The organism is Mesorhizobium sp. P2_E7 (assembly GCF_056403855.1).
The window spans coordinates 121,106-139,070 of sequence record NZ_JBFUER010000008.1 but is presented as its reverse complement, the minus strand read 5'-3'; the positions used below and the strand labels follow the sequence as shown (position 1 = coordinate 139,070).

At 63.4% G+C, this 17,965-nt stretch carries 16 protein-coding genes; 9 read left to right on the top strand and 7 right to left on the bottom strand.

Features of this window, described 5'->3' with window-relative positions:
- Positions 1-42: 42 nt before the first annotated feature.
- The 5 genes from AC1DYC_RS28245 to apnL are packed head-to-tail and all read left to right on the top strand — an operon-like array spanning position 43 to position 6,161.
- Positions 43-687, top strand: coding sequence for a DUF2291 family protein (locus AC1DYC_RS28245; RefSeq protein ID WP_477410980.1), 645 nt, complete (start codon positions 43-45; stop codon positions 685-687).
- The gene (locus AC1DYC_RS28240; RefSeq protein ID WP_477410979.1) at positions 684-2,231 is read left to right on the top strand and encodes a sugar ABC transporter ATP-binding protein; all 1,548 of its coding nucleotides are present in this window, start codon (positions 684-686) and stop codon (positions 2,229-2,231) included. The genes AC1DYC_RS28245 and AC1DYC_RS28240 overlap by 4 nt, the downstream gene beginning before the upstream one ends.
- The gene (locus tag AC1DYC_RS28235) at positions 2,228-3,292 is read left to right on the top strand and encodes an ABC transporter permease (RefSeq protein ID WP_477304660.1); all 1,065 of its coding nucleotides are present in this window, start codon (positions 2,228-2,230) and stop codon (positions 3,290-3,292) included. Before AC1DYC_RS28240 ends, AC1DYC_RS28235 begins: the two co-directional genes overlap by 4 nt.
- A gap of 2 nt (positions 3,293-3,294) precedes the next feature.
- Entirely contained in the window at positions 3,295-4,329 is a 1,035-nt protein-coding gene (locus tag AC1DYC_RS28230) for a Gfo/Idh/MocA family protein (RefSeq protein WP_477410978.1), read from the top strand.
- Positions 4,326-6,161 (top strand): D-apionate lactonase, encoded by a 1,836-nt coding sequence (apnL, locus tag AC1DYC_RS28225; RefSeq protein ID WP_477410977.1) that lies wholly within the window; start codon positions 4,326-4,328, stop codon positions 6,159-6,161. The genes AC1DYC_RS28230 and apnL overlap by 4 nt, the downstream gene beginning before the upstream one ends.
- A gap of 1 nt (position 6,162) precedes the next feature.
- Here the strand turns inward: apnL and AC1DYC_RS28220 are convergent, their stop codons facing one another.
- On the bottom strand, positions 6,163-6,876 hold the full coding sequence (locus AC1DYC_RS28220) for a transcriptional regulator NanR (protein WP_477410976.1): 714 nt from the start codon (positions 6,874-6,876) through the stop codon (positions 6,163-6,165).
- A 187-nt stretch (positions 6,877-7,063) separates the two neighbouring features.
- On the opposite strand from AC1DYC_RS28220, the gene oiaX reads away from it, so the two are divergent.
- The 4 genes from oiaX to dhaL all read left to right on the top strand — a co-directional run bounded on the left by oiaX (position 7,064) and on the right by dhaL (position 11,479).
- Entirely contained in the window at positions 7,064-8,314 is a 1,251-nt protein-coding gene (oiaX, locus tag AC1DYC_RS28215) for a 3-oxo-isoapionate-4-phosphate decarboxylase OiaX (protein ID WP_477410975.1), read from the top strand.
- A gap of 4 nt (positions 8,315-8,318) precedes the next feature.
- On the top strand, positions 8,319-9,653 hold the full coding sequence (locus tag AC1DYC_RS28210) for a four-carbon acid sugar kinase family protein (protein ID WP_477410974.1): 1,335 nt from the start codon (positions 8,319-8,321) through the stop codon (positions 9,651-9,653).
- Between the two features lie 154 nt (positions 9,654-9,807).
- Positions 9,808-10,815, top strand: coding sequence for a dihydroxyacetone kinase subunit DhaK (locus tag AC1DYC_RS28205; RefSeq protein WP_477410973.1), 1,008 nt, complete (start codon positions 9,808-9,810; stop codon positions 10,813-10,815).
- A gap of 22 nt (positions 10,816-10,837) precedes the next feature.
- Complete coding sequence (dhaL, locus tag AC1DYC_RS28200) at positions 10,838-11,479, top strand: dihydroxyacetone kinase subunit DhaL (RefSeq protein WP_477410972.1); 642 nt, start codon at positions 10,838-10,840, stop codon at positions 11,477-11,479.
- 78 nt (positions 11,480-11,557) lie between these two features.
- Here the strand turns inward: dhaL and derI are convergent, their stop codons facing one another.
- The 6 genes from derI to AC1DYC_RS28170 form a co-directional block, all read right to left on the bottom strand.
- Positions 11,558-11,995: a D-erythrulose-4-phosphate isomerase gene (gene derI / locus AC1DYC_RS28195; RefSeq protein ID WP_352583466.1), complete on the bottom strand. Its 438-nt coding sequence runs from the start codon at positions 11,993-11,995 to the stop codon at positions 11,558-11,560.
- Between the two features lie 26 nt (positions 11,996-12,021).
- Entirely contained in the window at positions 12,022-12,789 is a 768-nt protein-coding gene (locus tag AC1DYC_RS28190) for a triose-phosphate isomerase (RefSeq protein WP_477410971.1), read from the bottom strand.
- Between the two features lie 83 nt (positions 12,790-12,872).
- Complete coding sequence (locus AC1DYC_RS28185) at positions 12,873-13,811, bottom strand: sugar phosphate isomerase/epimerase family protein (protein ID WP_477411041.1); 939 nt, start codon at positions 13,809-13,811, stop codon at positions 12,873-12,875.
- Positions 13,811-15,328: a glycerol-3-phosphate dehydrogenase gene (locus AC1DYC_RS28180; RefSeq protein ID WP_477410970.1), complete on the bottom strand. Its 1,518-nt coding sequence runs from the start codon at positions 15,326-15,328 to the stop codon at positions 13,811-13,813. The genes AC1DYC_RS28185 and AC1DYC_RS28180 overlap by 1 nt, the downstream gene beginning before the upstream one ends.
- Positions 15,325-16,884 carry an FGGY family carbohydrate kinase gene (locus AC1DYC_RS28175; protein ID WP_477410969.1) on the bottom strand — a complete coding sequence of 520 codons (1,560 nt, stop codon included), beginning with the start codon at positions 16,882-16,884 and terminating at the stop codon, positions 15,325-15,327. Before AC1DYC_RS28175 ends, AC1DYC_RS28180 begins: the two co-directional genes overlap by 4 nt.
- 108 nt (positions 16,885-16,992) lie before the next feature.
- Positions 16,993-17,934: a substrate-binding domain-containing protein gene (locus tag AC1DYC_RS28170; protein WP_477410968.1), complete on the bottom strand. Its 942-nt coding sequence runs from the start codon at positions 17,932-17,934 to the stop codon at positions 16,993-16,995.
- Between the last annotated feature and the right edge of the window lie 31 nt (positions 17,935-17,965).

The window sequence follows — 17,965 nt, the reverse complement described above, 5'->3', positions numbered from 1 at the left end:
CCATTTTCTGTGGGTGCCGACCACCATGAACAACAGGCCGCCATGCTGAACAACAAGCCGACCTGGCCGATCCTTGCCGTGACAGTCGGCATCAGCCTGACCGCCTGCAAGATTCTGCCGACGCCTTCGGGGGATAGCGGCAATGCCGCAGCGTTCAATCCGGACAAGACGGTAGAGGAGATCTGGGCGGCGAAGGTCGTGCCCTATCTCCAGCGGAAGGCCGGACCGTTTGCCGAGGTTCACGCGCTGGCGAAAACCGATCCCGCTTCTGCCGGCGCCAAATATGGCAATCCGAACAAGCAGGCGAATTCGCCATGGACCTTCGCGGTTCGCGTCGAGGGCAAGATCATCGCCGCCAACACGGCGTCTCGCGCGGCGACGATGGATATCGATGTCGATGGCGACGGCAAGGCCGATGCGCGGGTGCAGATCGGACCCGCGATGCGGGGAACCGCGCTGCGCGACAGCCTCGATTTCATCCAGTTCAACGATTTTACCAATCAGATCGACTTCGCCCAGTTCGGCAAGGCGTTCAACGCCTATGCCGACAAGACCGTGCTTTCCAAACTGCCGCGCGACGCGCTGGAAGGCCGGACCGCCAAGGTTCTCGGCGCCTATACGCTCGAAAGCGGCCAGGACCTGCCGCTGGTGACGCCGGCGGAGGCAGAAATCGGGCCGAAACCATGAGTGCCGCCTCCGCTCACGATGTCATCCTGAAGCTGGAAGACGTCTCCAAGGTCTATTCCGGCACCGTTGCGGTCAAGCGCGCGAATTTCGAGGTGCGCAAGGGCGCGGTCAATGTGCTGGTCGGCGAAAACGGCGCCGGCAAATCGACGCTGATGAAGATCATCGCCGGTGTCGAACAACCGACGCTCGGCCGGATCCTTCTGGAAGGGGAGGAGGTTTCCTTCTCGTCATCGGGAGACGCAGTGAACCGCGGCATCGGCATGGTGTTCCAGGAGCTGAACCTGTTCGGCAATATGACTGTCGCCGAGAACATCTTTGCCACGCGCGAGATCACCAACCGGTTCCGCAAGATCGACCACAAGGAGCAGGAGCGCCGCGCGGCGCAATTTCTCGAACGCCTGCAGGCCGGGATCCGGCCCGACATGCTGGTCGAGGATCTGCGCATCGGCCAGCAGCAGCTGGTCGAGATCGCCAAGGCGGTTTCGCTCGATGCGCGCATCCTGATCATGGACGAGCCGACCTCGGCGCTGAGTGCGGCGGAGGTCGAGATCCTCTTCAAGGTGATTGCCGACCTCAAAGCGCGCGGCGTGGCCATCGTCTACATCTCGCACCGGCTGGAAGAGCTGATCCGCATCGGCGACTACATCACCGTGCTGCGCGATGGACACATCACCGGCCAGGAGGAGATGAAAAACGTCGACACGCGATGGATCGTGCGGCAGATGATCGGCTCCGACGCCAAGGATTTCGCCAAGGCCGACGGCCATGTTCCAGGCGATGAGATATTTCGCGCCGAGGACATCTGTCTGCCGCGCGCGACCGGCGGGCTTGCGGTCGACCACGTCTCGCTGTCGTTGCGCGCCGGCGAGATCCTCGGCATCTACGGCCTGATGGGCGCCGGGCGCAGCGAGCTGTTTGACTGCATCATGGGCCGTCATGGCCAGGCCACCGGTGCGATCTTCATCGCCGGCAAAAAGGTCAAGGAGCGCGACACGACGCGGCGCATCCGGCGCGGGCTGGCGCTGATCCCCGAAGACCGCCAGCGCGAAGGGCTGGTGTCGATCCTCTCCGTCGCCAGCAATCTGACGCTGGCCAGCCTGTCGCGCTTTGTCCGCCTGTTTCATATTCGGGGCGGTGCCGAAAGGCAGGCGGTGACGCAGATGGTGCGGGAACTGGCGATCAAGGTTGCCGACCCGGCGCAAGAAGTCTCGTCGCTGTCCGGCGGCAACCAGCAAAAGGTGGTGATCGGCAAGGCGCTGCTCACCGGCCCGAAGGTGCTGCTGATGGATGAGCCGAGCCGCGGCATCGATGTCGGCGCCAAAGCCGACGTCTTCCGCACCATGCGCAAACTGTCGCGCGACGGATTGGGCATTCTCTTCGCCACCTCCGATCTCGACGAGGTGATGGCACTGTCCGACCGCATTGCGGTGATGAGCAATGGAAAACTGACCGGCATGTTCGATCGCGCCGAGGCGACGGAAGCAGCCCTGGTAGCCGCCTCGGCACTTGGCCACGGACCGGCCCCGCACACGGAGAGCCCATGACTGATATCCCGGCCAAGGCGGCCTCCTCCTCCGTCTCGAGCGGCTCGCTGCTGCTGACGTTGATGAAGGCGAGAACCTTCATCGCGCTGATCGCCGTGCTGATCTTCTTTTCGATTGCGGCGCCGAACTTCCTGTCGACCGCCAATCTGATCCTGATGTCGAAGCATGTGGCGCTGAACGCGTTCCTGGCGATGGGCATGACCTTCGTCATCATCACCGGCGGCATCGACCTGTCGGTCGGCTCGATCGTCGGCCTGTGCGGCATGGTCGCCGGCTATCTCGTGCTCAACGGCATCGACCTGCAGATCGGCTACACCATCTACTTCAACGTGGTCGAGATCGCGCTGATCACGCTGGCGGTCGGCATTCTGATCGGCGCCGTCAACGGATTGCTGATCACCAGGCTGAATGTCGCGCCGTTCATCGCCACGCTTGGCGTGCTCTATGTCGCGCGCGGCCTGGCGCTGCTGTCGTCGGATGGCCGCACCTTCCCGAACCTGGTCGGCAAGCCTGAGCTCGGCACCACCGGCTTCGGCTTCCTCGGCGCCGGGCGGTTGCTCGGCCTGCCGGTGGCGATCTGGATCCTGATCGTCGTTGCGCTGGCGGCGGCCTATCTCGCCAAATACACGCCGCTCGGCCGCCACATCTTCGCTGTCGGCGGCAATGAGCGGGCGTCGCGAATTTCCGGCGTCCGTGTCAACATGGTGAAAATGTTCGTCTATATGTTCTCCGGTTTTTGCGCCGCGATCGTCGGCCTGATCATCTCGTCTGAGCTGATGGCATCGCATCCGGCGACTGGCGAGAGCTTCGAATTGAATGCGATCGCGGCAGCGGTGCTCGGCGGCACCTCGATGTCTGGCGGTCGCGGCACTATCGGCGGCACCATTGTCGGCGCCTTCGTCATCGGTATTCTTTCGGATGGGTTGGTGATGATGGGCGTGAGTTCGTTCTGGCAGATGGTGATCAAGGGCCTCGTCATCATCGTCGCGGTCGTCGTCGACCAGGCGCAGCGGCGGCTGCAGAGCCGGGTGACGCTGATGCAGATGGCAAAGGCAGGCTGAGCATGGCGGAGTTGCGCGGAGCGCTGATCGGCTGCGGCTTCTTTGCCGTCAACCAGATGCATGCCTGGCGCGACATTGATGGCGCCGCGATCATCGCCATCTGCGACCGCGATCCCGACCGGCTGCGGATCGTCGGCGACCAGTTCGGCATCGCAAAGCGCTACACCGATGCGGCAGAACTTTTTGCCGGCGAGAGCCTGGATTTTGTCGATATCGCCACCACGGCACCCAGCCATCGGCCGCTGGTCGAGATGGCTGCGCGGCACCGCGTGCCGGTGATCTGCCAAAAGCCGTTCGCACCGACACTTGCCGACGCCAAGGCCATGGTCAAAGCCTGTGCCGACGCTGGCATACCGCTGATGGTACACGAGAATTTTCGCTGGCAGTCGGCCATCCAGGCAGTGCGTGTCGTGCTCGACAGTGGCGAGATCGGCACGCCGTTCTTCGGACGGATCTCCTTCCGCTCAGCCTACGACGTGTTTTCCGGCCAACCCTATCTCGCCAAGGGAAAGCGCTTCATCATCGAGGATCTCGGCATCCATAGTCTCGACATCGCCCGCTTCCTGCTCGGCGACGTGTCGACGATCACGACGCGAACCGCGCGCATCAACCCCGGCATCGCGGGCGAGGACGTCGCGACGATGCTGATGGACCACCAGAACGGCGCCACCTCTGTCGTCGACTGCAGCTACGCGACGAAGCTTGCCGTCGAGCCGTTTCCCGAAACGCTGATCGAGATCGACGGCACCGACGGCACAATCCGGCTGGCGCAGGGCTACCGGCTCACCGTCACCGGCAGGAACGGCACACGGGTCACCGACGTCTCGCCGCCGCTGTTGCCCTGGGCATCGCGCCCATGGCACAACATCCAGGAGAGCGTCGTTGCCATCCAGCGGCACTGGGTCGACTGCCTGGCTAAGAGGATAGAACCGGCGACCTCGGGCGCCGACAATCTCAAGACATTCGCGTTGGTCGAGGCCGCCTATACGGGTGCGGCGAGCCGGGAGCCGGTGCAGCTCGACGCTTTGCTGAAATGACCGCCGACGCCTTCCTCCTCTATGGCACGCATGTGGTCGAAGCCGCGCCGGTCAGGCTCAGCGCCGGCGCGCTCAGCGCGGACTTCGTCAATGGCAATCTGCGCACCATCCGTCTTGGCGGCATCGAAGTGCTGCGTGCCATCGCCTACATCGTGCGCGATCGCGACTGGGGCACTTACGAGCCTGAACTGACGGACCTTGTCATCAACCAGGGCGCCGACACTTTCTCGGTCAGCTACACGGCAAATTTCACCGGGCCGGACGCGAGCCGGCTCGCCTTTCGCGCCACCATCAAAGGCTCTGATGGCCATCTGGCCTTCGACGTGAGTGCCCTGCCCGAGAGCGACTTCGAGACCAATCGCTGCGGCTTCTGCGTCCTGCATCCGATCGCAGGCCTCGCCGGCAGTCCGGTCACGGTCGAGCACACTGACGGCAGCGCGGTGGCGACGAAGCTGCCGCTGTTGATTGATCCTTGGCAGCCTTTCAAGGATCTGCGCGCCATCACCCATGAGGTTCAGCCGGGCATCACTGCCGAATGCCGGATGGAGGGCGACACTTTCGAGATGGAAGACCAGCGCAACTGGTCGGATGCGTCCTACAAGACCTATGTCCGGCCGCTGGCGCTGCCATGGCCCTATGTGTTGCCTGCTGGCCAACCCGTCAGGCAGACGATCAGCCTGCGCATCATCGGCGAGGGGAAAATACCGGCCGTCGCGACAAGCACCGAACCGGTGCGCATCGAACTCGGCGAGGCCGGGCAGAGGCTGCCGGATATCGGCGTGATCATCTACCCGGATGACGTGGAGGTCGCGCTCGCAAACCTTCCAACATTGGCGGAGCTCGGCCCACAGCAACTGATCCTCCACTACGACCCGACACGCGGCCATGGGCTTGACGCGTTGCAGTCCTTTGCAAAACTTGCCGCCGCCTATCCAGTGCAGACGACGCTGGAATGCGTCGTTGCCTGCGCGGGCGATCTCGACGCCGAGCTTTCAGGTGTCGCCGCCATGGTGCGGCAAGCGGGACTGAAACTATCAGCAATTGCCGTCTCGCCTTCAGTCGACCGTCAGTCGACGCCGCCGGGCAGCGCGTGGCCGGACTGTCCGCCGCTCGAAGACGTCTATGCCGCGGCGCGGCGCGCCTTTCCGGACATCAGGCTTGGCGGTGGCATGTTCAGCTATTTCACCGAACTCAACCGCAAGCGCGTACCGGCCGGCTTGCTCGATTTCGTCACCCACTGCACTTGCCCGATCGTGCACGCGGCAGATGATCTCAGCGTCATGCAATCGCTGGAGGCGCTGCCCTTCATCACCGCGTCGGCGCGGGCGATCTTCGGCGACAAACCCTACCGCATCGGGCCGTCGACGATTGCCATGCGCCAGAACCCCTATGGCGGCGCGACCAAACCCAATCCCGGGGGACAGCGCGTTGCCATGGCGGATCGCGACCCCCGTCATGCCGGCCTGTTCGCCGCAGCATGGACGATCGGCTATGCCGCGCGCGTCGCGCCGGCCGGGCTGGAGCTGCTCACGCTCTCCGGCTTCACCGGACCATTCGGCGTGCTGGCTGTCTCCGGTGAACCCGTCGCCGAAGGAGCGCGCCGGCCGATCTTCGATGCCATTAGGGGGATTTGCGAAATGGCCGGCCTTGTGCATGTGGCGGCAAGGACGAGCGATGAGACCAAGGTGCTGGCGCTCGCCGGGCGCTCCGTGTCGGGCAAGACCGTCGTGTGGCTGGCGAACCTGACAGCAGACGATGTACCGGTAGACATCTCAGCGTTTGGCCGAGGCCATCTCGTGATGGCGCCCTACGCGATTGCCCGGTTCGGCTGAGCTATTTTTCGGAGTTCATCACATAGAGCGCGCGCGAGCGCTCGAGATGCTTGATCATCGCATTCTCGGCGCCGTCGGCATCCCTCTTCTCGATGCGGCCGATGATCTCTTCATGCTCGGTCAGCGTGAACTTTTCCTTGCCAGTCCAGATCAGCATCTCGGTGTGATATTCCTTCAGCCAACCGAGCATCGCTTCGCTGACGGCGACATAGATCGGGTTGCCTGAAATCGCCGCGATCTGGGTGTGGAACTTCATGTCGGCGGAGATGAAGGCTTCGGAATCGCCGCGAAAGCCGCGCTGTTCGGCAATTGTGGCGCGCAGGCGCTCAACGTCCTCGGCGGTGGCGTTTTCGGCGGCTTCCCTGACCATGCCGCGCTCGAAGAAGATGCGCGCGGTTTTCAGGTGCTCCAGCGTGTCCTTCGACGACGACAGGATGATCTTGGCGGCGCCGTCGACCTGCTTGATGATCGATTTGGCGGTCAGCTGCAGCACCTTGGCGCGTTCGCCATGCGAGATCGCGACGAGGCCCATATTGCTCAGCGCCTGCATGGCCTCGCGGATCGCGGGACGGCCGACCTCGAAGCGTTCCATCAGTTCGCGCTCCGACGGCATGTCGTCGCCCGGCGTCAATTCTCCGCTGGTGATCAGGCGCTTCAGCCGCAAAAAAACTTCGTCGGAAAGTTTGCGCCGGACGATCGGCTCCGAACGGTTCATCGTCGCGAATCACTCCCTTGACCTGTGTCTATCTAGCACTGCCACAGCTATGTCCGGAACGGCTGTCGCCCCGATCGCTCCTGGCCTCAAGACAGGATAGTGCTTGCAAAGCTTATGTACTCATTATACCAGATTTCGACGATCAAGGAACTCTTTTCGAACCTCCTTCGGCCTTAGACAACGAACCATGATCACGCTCACCTACCGCATCGAAACATCAGGCAGCATCGAGGCGCTGGCGGCCAAGATCGCCAGCGACCAGTCGACCGGAACCTTCGTTGCGCTGCCCGGCGAGACCGAGGAGCTCAAGGCCCGGGTGGCGGCGCGCGTCCTGGCGATACGGCATTTGCCCGACGCCCTTCGGCCCTCCATTCCTGAGGCTGGTGACGGGCCTTTCAAGCGTGCGGATGTCGATATCGCCTTTCCGTTCGATGCCATCGGCACCGACCTATCGGCGCTGATGACCATTGCCATTGGCGGCGCCTATTCGATCAAGGGCCTGTCCGGCATTCGCGTCGTCGACTTGAAGCTGCCGGAGCAATTTCGCGGCGCGCATCCGGGTCCGCAGTTCGGCGTCGCCGGCAGCCGCAGGCTGACCGGCGTCACGGATCGGCCGATCATCGGCACCATCGTCAAGCCGGCGCTGGGGCTGCGACCTCATGAGACGGCCGCAATGGTGGGCGAACTGATCGCCGCCGGCGTCGATTTCATCAAAGACGACGAGAAGCTGATGAGCCCGGCCTATTCGCCCTTGGCGGAGCGGGTGAAGGCGATCATGCCGCTCATCCTCGACCACGAGCAGAAGACCGGCAAGAAGGTGATGTATGCCTTCGGCATCTCGCATGCCGACCCCGACGAGATGATGCGCAACCACGATCTGGTGGCGAAGGCCGGTGGCAATTGCGCGGTGGTAAACATCAACTCCGTCGGCTTCGGCGGCATGGCCTTTCTCAGGAAGCGCTCAAGCCTGGTGCTGCACGCCCACCGCAACGGCTGGGACATCCTCACCCGCCATCCCGGCCTCGGCATGGCCTTCAAGGTCTGGCAGCAATTCTGGCGGCTGCTCGGCGTCGACCAGTTCCAGATCAACGGCATCCAATCGAAATACTGGGAGCCGGACGCGTCTTTCGTCGAATCCTTCAAGGCGGTAACGACGCCGATCTTTGCGCCTGATGATTGCGCTCTGCCGGTCGCCGGCTCCGGCCAGTGGGGCGGGCAGGCGCCCGAGACCTATGCACGAACCGGCCGCACCGTCGATCTTCTCTATCTCTGCGGCGGCGGCATCGTCAGCCATCCGAACGGGCCAGGCGCCGGCGTGCGTGCCGTGCAGCAGGCCTGGCAAGCGGCGGTCGACGGCATTCCGCTGTCAGAGTTCGCTCTGAAGCATCCCGAACTGGCGCGGTCGATCGAGAAATTCGGCGACGGCAAGGCAGCCTGAAGCGATGCAAGACCTGCTGCTCAGCTATTATGGCGACGATCTCACCGGTTCGACCGACGTCATGGAGGCGCTCGAACTCGGCGGCGTGCCGACCGTGCTGTTCATGCGCCAACCGGACGCGGCCATGCTTGCGCAGTTCGCACATTGCCGAGCCATTGGCCTGGCCGGCACCAGCCGCAGCGAGACACCGCAATGGATGGACACGCATCTCAAGGACGCCTTCACCTGGCTGAAGACGCTGAACGCCGCGATCTGCCACTACAAGGTCTGCTCGACCTTCGATTCCAGCCCGACGATCGGCAGCATCGGCCGGGCGATCGAGATCGGCCGTTCGGTCTTCGCGCAGGGCAGCGTGCCACTGCTGGTCGGGGCGCCCCAGCTCAAGCGTTACACCGCCTTTGGCCATCTGTTCGCGGCCTACCGTGAAAAGTATTTCCGCATCGACCGCCATCCGGTGATGAGCCGCCACCCGACGACACCGATGGATGAATCCGACATGCTGATCCATCTGTCGCGGCAAACGGAACTGACGTCGGGGCTGATCGACCTCGCGACACTGCAGTCGGCGTCGCGCTCGGAAACCTTCGATCGCTTGTTCGCCGACGGCACCGATATCGTGCTTGTCGATGTCGATAGCCGGGAGACGCAGGTGCTTGCGGGCAAGGAGATATGGCGCGTCCGCAAGCCGGGCGGTTCTTTCGTCGTCGGCTCGTCCGGGATCGAGTATGCGCTGCTGGCCGAATGGAAGTCGGACCAAACCGTCACCGGCCAGCCCGCCTTTTCGTCGCCGGGCGAAGCGGACCGCATTGCGGTGGTCTCGGGCAGCTGCTCGCCGACGACCGAGCGGCAGATCCGCCATGCGCTGACCGATGGATTCGACGGCGTCGAAGTCGACCCCATCGACCTGGTCTCGGAGAATTCCGGAAAGGCGATCGCGCGCGCCGCGGCGGTCGGCCGCGCCAGCCTGGAAGCCGGGCGCAGCGTCATCCTCTATACCGCGCTCGGACCCACCGCCGATCGCGGCGCCGAGATCGACCTCCAGGAAGGCGCTCGCCACAAGCTCGGCCGCAGCCTCGGTACGCTGCTGCGGCAACTGACCGAGGAGCAGGAACTGCGGCGCGTGATCATCGCAGGCGGCGACACGTCGAGCCATGCGCTCGGACAGATGCGCGTCGATGCGCTGGCGGTCAGGATGCCGCTGCCGGCATCGCCCGGCTCCCCGCTGTGCGTCGCCCATTCGCGCGTCAAGGCAATCGACGGGCTGGAAGTGGCGCTGAAGGGTGGGCAGGTCGGAACCGACCGCTATTTCTCAGCCATCCGCGACGGCGTTGGCGGTTAGCAGCGCCCTGCCCCGAAACATATCAAGGCGAAAGAAGCAGCCAAGGCTTGCGGGCGGGCGGCGCAAAACTTGCCGCATGAAACGTTTCCTGCCGGATGGAAATCACGATAACACTCGGTAGTATTTGCGCGATACCGAGATCGGGAGGATGCCGGTGCAGACCAAGAAGATCATCAACGACGGCAACCGCGCCGTCGACGAGATGCTGGAAGGCATTCTCGCCGCGCATCCCCGCCATCTCAAGAGCGCGGACGGGAGCCCACGCTCCATCATCGCCCGTGACGGACCGCGCCAAGGAAAGGTCGGCCTCGTCATCGGCGGCGGCTCGGGCCACGAGCCGAGCTTTCTCGGCTTTGTCGGCAAAGGGCTGGCCGATGCGGCGGCGATCGGCAATGTCTTTGCCTCCCCTCCTCCCGACCCGATCCTCGAATGCGCCAAGGCGGTCAGCGGCGGCGCCGGCGTGCTGTTCATGTATGGCAACTATGCCGGCGACGTCATGAATTTCGACATGGCGGCCGAAATGGCAGCGATGGACGACATTGAGGTACGCACGGTTCTGAGCACCGACGACGTCGCGTCAGCGCCGCGCGGCGAAAGGCACAAGCGTCGCGGCGTTGCCGGCAATTTCTTCATCTTCAAGGCGGCCGGTGCTGCCTGCGACCGTATGCTGTCTTTCGATGAATGCGAGCGCATCGCCAGAAAGGCCAACGACCATACCTTCACCATGGGCGTGGCGCTTTCGCCTTGCTCGCTGCCGCAGACGAGGCGGCCGAATTTCGAGATCGGCGACGACGAGATGGAGATCGGCATGGGCATCCATGGCGAGCCCGGCGTCGCGCGCGGGCCGCTGAAGAGCGCCGACGAGGTCACCGACGAGATGCTCGACCACATATTGCAGGAAATGGCGCCGTCGCGCGGCGATCGCGTCGCCATTCTCGTCAATTCGCTCGGGTCAACACCCCTAATGGAACTCTACATCATGAACCGGCGGCTGTCGCAAAGGCTGGCCGATATCGGCGTCGGCGTTCACGCAACCTGGGTCGGCAATTACTGCACCTCGCTTGAGATGGCCGGCGCCTCGATCACGCTGCACCAGCTCGACGGCGAACTGCAGACGATGCTGGACCACCCTTGCGACTGCGCCATGTTTTGCGCTGGGTGAACTAAGCATCAGGGATAGAGAAATGACGACAATCGACAGCGCCCGCCTCGCAGGGATGTTTGCGGCCATCGCCGGCGCCATGTCAGCCGACAGGGACCGTCTGTGCGCGCTCGACGGCGTGATCGGTGACGCCGACCACGGCATCGCCATGGAGTTGGGATTTTCCGCGGCACGCGACGCGGTTGCCGCATTGGACGCCGCCACGACCGACCCGACCACATTGCTGAACACGGCGGCGAAGTCGTTCCTCAACGCCGTCGGCGCATCCTCCGGCCCGCTCTATGCCACCGCGTTCATGCGCGGCGCGGCAGTGGTGAAGGGCAAGACGACGCTTGATGATGCGGACATGGTCGCCCTGTTCCAGGCCATGGCCAAAGGCATCCAGGATCGCGGCAAGGCTGAAACAGGCGAAAAGACAATGATGGACGCCTGGGCGCCGGCCGCGGCGGCAGCAGGCGAAGCGCTGGCCGCCGGCAAGGGTCTGGCCGGCAGCTTCGCGGCTGCAGCCGAGGCGGCAAGGACAGGCGCGGAGGCGACCAAGACGATGATCGCCACCAAGGGCCGGGCCGCCCGTCTTGGCGAACGCTCGCTTGGCCACATGGATCCAGGTGCCGCATCCGCCGTAACCGTGATCGAGGCGATGCGAGTCGCCCTGACGGGCTAGACCATATCCCTTCGGAAAAGGTCTTATTCAAACAACAGGATAGAGGCTTATCTTGACTCTATCCGGAAAGACCCATCTTCAGCGCTTCGCGTCGAGCTTGTCGATGGCATCCACGTTCCCGGCAGAGGGGCCGTTCGGATCGAACTCCGAGGCCAGCCACGCATCGGCGATCGACTTCGCCAGTTCGGGGCCGATGACGCGGGCGCCCATGGTGATGATCTGGGCGTTGTTCGACTTCGCGGCGCGTTCCGCCGAATAGGTGTCGTGGGTCAACGCGGCGCGAATGCCCGGCACCTTGTTGGCCGAGATGCTGACGCCGATGCCGGTGCCGCAAAACAGGATGGCGCGGTCGTAATTGCCGTCGATAATTTCGTGGCCAACTGCGGCGGCGATATCGGCGTAGTAGCCGGCCTGGCTGAGATCGACGACCTGCAGTTCTGGCTTGGTGGCGAGATGCTTGGCGATGACATCGAGCAGCGGCTTGCCGGCGCTGTCGGCTCCAAGTGCGATCTTCATGACAATGAACTCCTTTGCTTTCCTGGTCAGCGCGCGATGGCGGCCGACGCCTTTTTCAGAATGTCGATATAGCCTTCCGCATGCCATGCCGAGCGGCCGATGAACAGGCCGTCTATATGCGGCTGGCCGATCAGTTCGGCCGCATTGCCAGGATTGACGCTGCCGCCGTAGAGCACAAGCGGGACAGCCGGCAACCGGCTGGCGGCGACCTGTTTGATCAGCGCCTGCTGCTTGTCGGCATAGTCGGCGCTGGCCGGAATGCCTTTCTCGCCGATCGCCCAGACCGGCTCATAGGCAAACAGGATTTCCGCCGACAATTCATTGTCCGTGAGGCCTTGCAGCGCCCCCATTACCTGCGCGGTCAAGACGTCATCGGCGCGGCCGCCCTCGCGCTCCGCCAGCGTCTCGCCGACGCAGATCAGCGGCACGAAACCGTTCCTGACCGCCGCCGCCGTTTTCAGTCCCACGGTTTTGTCCGTCTCGCCAAAATGTTCGCGGCGCTCACTATGGCCGAGTTCGATCAGGTCGAGTCCGCAATCCCTGAGCATCACCGGCGAAATCTCGCCCGTCCACGCACCGGCATCGGCCCAGTGCATGTTCTGCGCGCCAACCTTGACGCGTGTGTTGGCGAGTGCCGCCTTGACCTCGCGCACCGCAGTAAACGGCGGAATGACGAAAGGCTGTATTGCCGGATCGAATCCCGGCACGAAGGCCGCCAGCGCCTCGGCGAACTGCAACGCCTCCGCCAGCGTCTTGTTCATCTTCCAGCTGGTGCCGACCCAATATGGGGTCATTCGTTTCTCCTTCGATCCGAAATTCGGATGACACGTGTTTTCTCGGCCAGCATCGGCGCCAGCTTTCGAGCCGGCGTTTTGCCTCAAGCGCGAGGCTTGAGACTGTCGCGGCCGCTGTCGACGTAAGGCGCCCAGAAATCCACCGACTCGCGGATCATTGCAACAACCTGATGATCGACCGGTTCCCTCTCTCGGAAGGAAAGTTCAAGGCAGATCTCATTGTCGGTTCCGCCACCAGCCTGCACCGTGTCGAGCAGCTTCTGCGGGATGATGCGACCGTCCTTGTTGTAGGCGGCGGTGAACGGCCAGTGCCCGCCCTTGTTCATCGACGACTGCTTGATGTGGATGATCGGCGATTGCAAGGGAAAGGCTTTCGCCCAGGCATAGGGATCGGTGTCGTCGGGGTTGGGCGAGGTCACGTCGCCATGGTCGATGTCGACCATCATCTGCATCGGGATCGGCAGCCTGGCCGCATCGATGGCGCCCTGCAGTTCGACGCAACTTTCGATCGTATGGCCAAACTCCCGGCCCACCGACATCGGCTCCCAGAACAAATAGCTCAGGCCCGCCGCCTTGGCGTGCTCGGCCACTTCGCCCCAGCATTCGAGCGCGATGTCGAGAAGCGCCGCGCGCCGGTTCGGATCGTCAAAATCCTTGTAGGTGAATATGGCAAACTGTGTGCCCATGCCCGACGCCCCGAGCTCGGCGGAAATGTCGGCGAAGGTCTTGAACCAGTCGACATAGTAGCGGCGCACATCTGCGTCCGGATGGCCGAAATGATTGAGCCGGCCATAGGGACCGGTCATCCCCGAAGTGATGCGCACGCCCGTCCGCGCCAGCGCGCTGTTGAACCGGCGCAGGAATTTGGCAATCGTTGCCGCCGGCCATCCCGGATTGACGAACTCATGTGTCAGCTGCACGTCGCGAATGCCGATGCCATAAGCAATCGCATCGATCAGATCGTCCGGATCGGCGAAGCGATTGACCAACGGGTTGGTGTTGAGGGAAAGCGTGAAGGCCATCAGTTTGCCGCCGCCATTGTCTTGCTGCACCAGTCTTCGAATGCTTTACGCTCCGCCGCATTGATATGCAGGCCATGCTTGGTCCGGCGCTCGAGAACGTCGGCGGCGGTCATCGCCCATTCGGTCTCGAACAGGAAAACCGCTTCCCGCTCGTAGAAATCCGGGCCGAAACGGCGGCCGAGATCGGCTTCATTCTTGACGCCTTTCAGCAGAGCGCGCGTGCGCGTTCCGTAGCTCCGGGCATAATGCTTCACCAATGACGGGCTGAGCCAGGAAAACTCGGCGTGCAGATCGCTCAGGAATTGCTCGAAATCCGCGTTGGGCAGGTCGCCTCCCGGCAAGGGAATTTTGGCCGTCCAGGCCTTCTTCATCGTCGGAAAGAACGGTTGGATCTTTTCCAGCGCATGTTCGGAAAGCTTGCGGAAGGTGGTGATCTTGCCGCCGAACACCGAAAGCAGCGGTGCACCACCGTTTGGGGCATCCAGCTCGAAGATGTAGTCGCGCGTCACCGCGCTCGGATTGTCGGCATTGTCGTCATAGAGCGGACGCACGCCTGAGAAACTGTAGACCACGTCCTGCGCTGTCAGCTGGCGTTTGAAGTAGCGATTGACCACCTTGATCAAGTAGTCGATTTCGCTGGCCTCGGCCGCCACTTCCTCGGGCCTGCCTTCATAGGGAATGTCGGTGGTGCCGATCAGCGCCAGATCGTTCTCATACGGGTTGACGAAGATCACCCGCTTGTCGTTGTTCTGGATGAGATAGGCCTGCCGTCCCTCCCAGAATTTCGGCACGACGATATGGCTGCCTTTCACCAGGCGAACGTTGCGGGTGGAATTCTGCCCGGCAACGCGGCTGACGATGTCGTTGACCCACGGCCCCGCCGCGTTGACCAGCCCGCGCGCGCGGATCTTAGTGACAGCACCGGTGCGGCCATCCTGCATGTCGATCGACCACAGGCCGCCTTCGCGCCGGGCAGCAATACAGGCGGTGCGCGTGAAGACTTTTGCACCGCGCTGACTGGCGTCGAGCACATTGAGCAGCACCAGCCGCGCATCATCGACCCAGCAGTCGGAATATTCAAAGCCGCGCTTGAATTCGTCCTTGATCGGCGCCCCTTCCGGCGCGGTCCTCAGGTTCAGCGTCCGCGTCCCCGGCAGCCGCTTGCGGCCGCCAAGATGGTCGTAGAGAAACAGCCCGAGCCGGACCAGCCATGCCGGCCGGTCTTCGGGGCTGTGCGGCAGCACGAAGCGCATCGGCCAGATGATGTGCGGCGCCGCCTCCAGCAGCACCTCGCGTTCGATCAACGCTTCGCGCACCAGCCGGAATTCGTAGTACTCGAGGTAGCGCAGACCGCCATGCACCAGCTTGCCGGAGCGCGAACTCGTGCCTTGCGCCAGATCGTCCTTCTCGCACAGGATGACGGACAGCCCGCGACCGGCAGCATCGCGCGCTATGCCGGCGCCGTTGACGCCGCCGCCAATCACGAAGAGATCGACTACATCAGACGTATCGCTCAAGACTTTGCTCCTGTGCGGTGCGCCATGCCCTTCCACACTGGCCGCAGCGCCTGGCGCGCCGCGACGAAGGATGGAAACAGCGCATCGTAAGTGTGGGAAAGCGCCTCGTCATAGGCGTCGCACTCACCCAGAAGCGGCGTCACCCATTCGGCGCAACAATCATCCATGGAGCGATAGACGCCGAGCCCGACCGCGGCCATCATCGCCGCACCCGCAGCACCGGCCTCCTGGCGGCTGCTGGTTCTGACTTTGGCGCGGGTCGCAGCGGCGATAATGCGGCGCAGTGACGGGCTGCGCGCCGCACCGCCCGACAGGCGGATTTCGCGGGGTATGCTGCCCATCGCCTGGTAGCAATCGCGTGCGGCGAAGGCCAGTCCCTCAAGAACGGCACGCGCCAGATCGCCAAAGCCGTGCTTGACGGAAAGGCCGATGAAGCCCGCGCGTGCGTCTGGATCGACGAACGGGCCGCGTTCGCCGGCGAGCGATATATAGGGCTGGTAGACCAGCGATCCGGGCTCCGATCCTTCGACCCAGGCATCGAGCGCTTTCAGCAGCTCGTCGCGCGAAGGTTTTGCGCCACTGGCGGTCAGCACGTCGCGCGCCAGGCCAAGCAGCCAGTCGATGTTGAGCGTCGCCGCCATGTTGGATTGCAGCTGCGCATAGGCGCCCGGAACCGGCATGGCGATCGTGTAGCCGGATGCATCGTCGTTGAGGACGACATCGTCAGGAGTACGCGCCAGGCGCGTGTGGATGCCGGTGGAGCCGATGACCGTGCAGCCGACATTGCCGCTCGGATCGTAGAGGCCGGCGCCGAGTGCGGTGCTGACCATATCGACGTAGCCCAGCACCACCGGCGTGCCCTCAAGCAGGCCGGTCTCGCCTGCTGCCGAAGGCGAAAGCGGATGATGGTCGGTCGTGCCTTCAAGCATGGGTGCCAACAGGCGCCGATGCGTCGTCAGATCGAGAATATCGAGCACCTCGTCGGAATAGCTGCGAGAGCGGAAATCGCCGAAGGTGAAAGTGCCTTCCGAGGGATCGGTGGCGCGCTCGCCGGTCATCTTGAAATAGAGCCAGTCCTTGCAATGAAAGGCAGTGGCGGCCCGCTCCAGGATTTCCGGGCTGTTCCGTTTCAGCCAGCTTAGCTGAGCCCCCTGCTGGCAAGCGTTGAGACCGGTGCCGGTGATCTCGAACCGCGTGCGATCCCGGGCATCGCCACGCATCTCGTCCACCAGATGTCCGGCGCGGGCGTCGAGCCAGAGCCAGGCGCGCCCGACCGGCATACCGTCGCCATCGATCAGCCAGGTGCCATCGCCCTGCCCGGTGATCGCGATCGCTGCCGTTCGCCGCGCAAGATCGGGAATTTTCGTCGCCAGCTCGCGAACGGTCTGCACCATGTCGCGCCAGGTCTGATCCAGGTCCTGCTCGGCGCCGCCGCCTTCCAGCGTGACGAAGCTGTTGGTCACCGACGCCATCGCCAACTGCCGCCCCGAAAGATCGAAAGCGACCGATTTGATCACGGACGTTCCCGCGTCGATCCCGATCAGCAGGTCTTTCATGCGGCAAGTTCCGGATGGTTATGAAGGCAATTCACAAGCACAGTCTTTGTTGTCTGGAAGCCGTAGAAGAGGCAGGGAGTGTCCGCAAGGACACCCCCTGTGCAGGTTTTACTCCGACAGCACGAAGGGTGCGGTGTACTTGTCCACATTGTCCTTGGTGATGAGAAGGCAATCGAACAGCTGCTTCTCGCTGGTGGCACCGGTTGCGCCCGACTTAATGAACGAGTCGGCCTGCTGCACGGCCTTCGCCGAGAAGATGGCAACCGGCTGCAGCACGGTGTACTGCAGTTCGCCTGACTTGATCGCGGCAACCGCATCCGGCGAGCCGTCGAAGCCGCCGACCTTGATACCGGCCAGCTTGCCGGCTTCCTTCAGCGCCGCAACCGCACCAAGGGCCATTTCATCATTGCCGCTGATCACGGCGACGATGTCGGGATTGGCCTGCAGCATGCTCTGCATCTTGTCGTGGCCCTGGGTACGATCCCAGTTGGCGACCTGTGAAGCAGCCTTTTCGAGATCCGGGTACTGGCTCAGCACGGTCGCGTAGCCGTTCGAGCGCGTCGCGGCGTTGTTGTCCGACGGGGCGCCGAGCAGTTCGACATACTTGCCCTTTTCACCGACCGCCTGCACCCACTGCTGGGCACCGAGAGCCGCACCCTGCGCATTGTTGGAGACGAGCTGTCCCTTGGCGAGGCCTTCCTGGTTGATCTCGGCATTGACGAGGAAAACCGGGATGTTGGCGGCAATCGCCTTCTTCACCGCGCCGACCGAACCATCGGCATTGGCCGGGTCGAGGATGATCGCCACCGACTTGTTGGTGATGGCGGTATCGATCAGATTGCTTTCCGTGTTGGTGTCGCCCTTGTGGGCAGCAACATTGGCCGTGTAGCCGAGCTTCTCAGCTTCAGCCTTGGCGACGTTGCCTTCGGTCAGCCAGTACGGGTTGGCCGGATCGTTGACGATAATCGAAATCAGGCCGGCGGCCGATGCGGCTGCGGTGAACCCAACGACCATCGCGGCAGCAAGCAAACTTCTAAGCACGATTTTCATGTACATTCCTCCAATGATTTACGCGGTGTTG

What these genes read in the sequence shown, in the direction of transcription:
- AC1DYC_RS28230 (WP_477410978.1), top strand. Translation starts at nt 3,295, where the DNA reads ATGGCGGAGTTGCGCGGAGCGCTGATCGGCTGCGGCTTCTTTGCCGTC.
- AC1DYC_RS28185 (WP_477411041.1), bottom strand. Translation starts at nt 13,811, where the DNA reads ATGGCCTTCACGCTTTCCCTCAACACCAACCCGTTGGTCAATCGCTTC.
- AC1DYC_RS28210 (WP_477410974.1), top strand. Translation starts at nt 8,319, where the DNA reads ATGCAAGACCTGCTGCTCAGCTATTATGGCGACGATCTCACCGGTTCG.
- AC1DYC_RS28190 (WP_477410971.1), bottom strand. Translation starts at nt 12,789, where the DNA reads ATGACCCCATATTGGGTCGGCACCAGCTGGAAGATGAACAAGACGCTG.
- derI (WP_352583466.1), bottom strand. Translation starts at nt 11,995, where the DNA reads ATGAAGATCGCACTTGGAGCCGACAGCGCCGGCAAGCCGCTGCTCGAT.
- oiaX (WP_477410975.1), top strand. Translation starts at nt 7,064, where the DNA reads ATGATCACGCTCACCTACCGCATCGAAACATCAGGCAGCATCGAGGCG.
- AC1DYC_RS28220 (WP_477410976.1), bottom strand. Translation starts at nt 6,876, where the DNA reads ATGAACCGTTCGGAGCCGATCGTCCGGCGCAAACTTTCCGACGAAGTT.
- AC1DYC_RS28245 (WP_477410980.1), top strand. Translation starts at nt 43, where the DNA reads ATGCTGAACAACAAGCCGACCTGGCCGATCCTTGCCGTGACAGTCGGC.
- apnL (WP_477410977.1), top strand. Translation starts at nt 4,326, where the DNA reads ATGACCGCCGACGCCTTCCTCCTCTATGGCACGCATGTGGTCGAAGCC.
- AC1DYC_RS28175 (WP_477410969.1), bottom strand. Translation starts at nt 16,884, where the DNA reads ATGAAAGACCTGCTGATCGGGATCGACGCGGGAACGTCCGTGATCAAA.
- AC1DYC_RS28170 (WP_477410968.1), bottom strand. Translation starts at nt 17,934, where the DNA reads ATGAAAATCGTGCTTAGAAGTTTGCTTGCTGCCGCGATGGTCGTTGGG.
- AC1DYC_RS28235 (WP_477304660.1), top strand. Translation starts at nt 2,228, where the DNA reads ATGACTGATATCCCGGCCAAGGCGGCCTCCTCCTCCGTCTCGAGCGGC.
- AC1DYC_RS28240 (WP_477410979.1), top strand. Translation starts at nt 684, where the DNA reads ATGAGTGCCGCCTCCGCTCACGATGTCATCCTGAAGCTGGAAGACGTC.
- dhaL (WP_477410972.1), top strand. Translation starts at nt 10,838, where the DNA reads ATGACGACAATCGACAGCGCCCGCCTCGCAGGGATGTTTGCGGCCATC.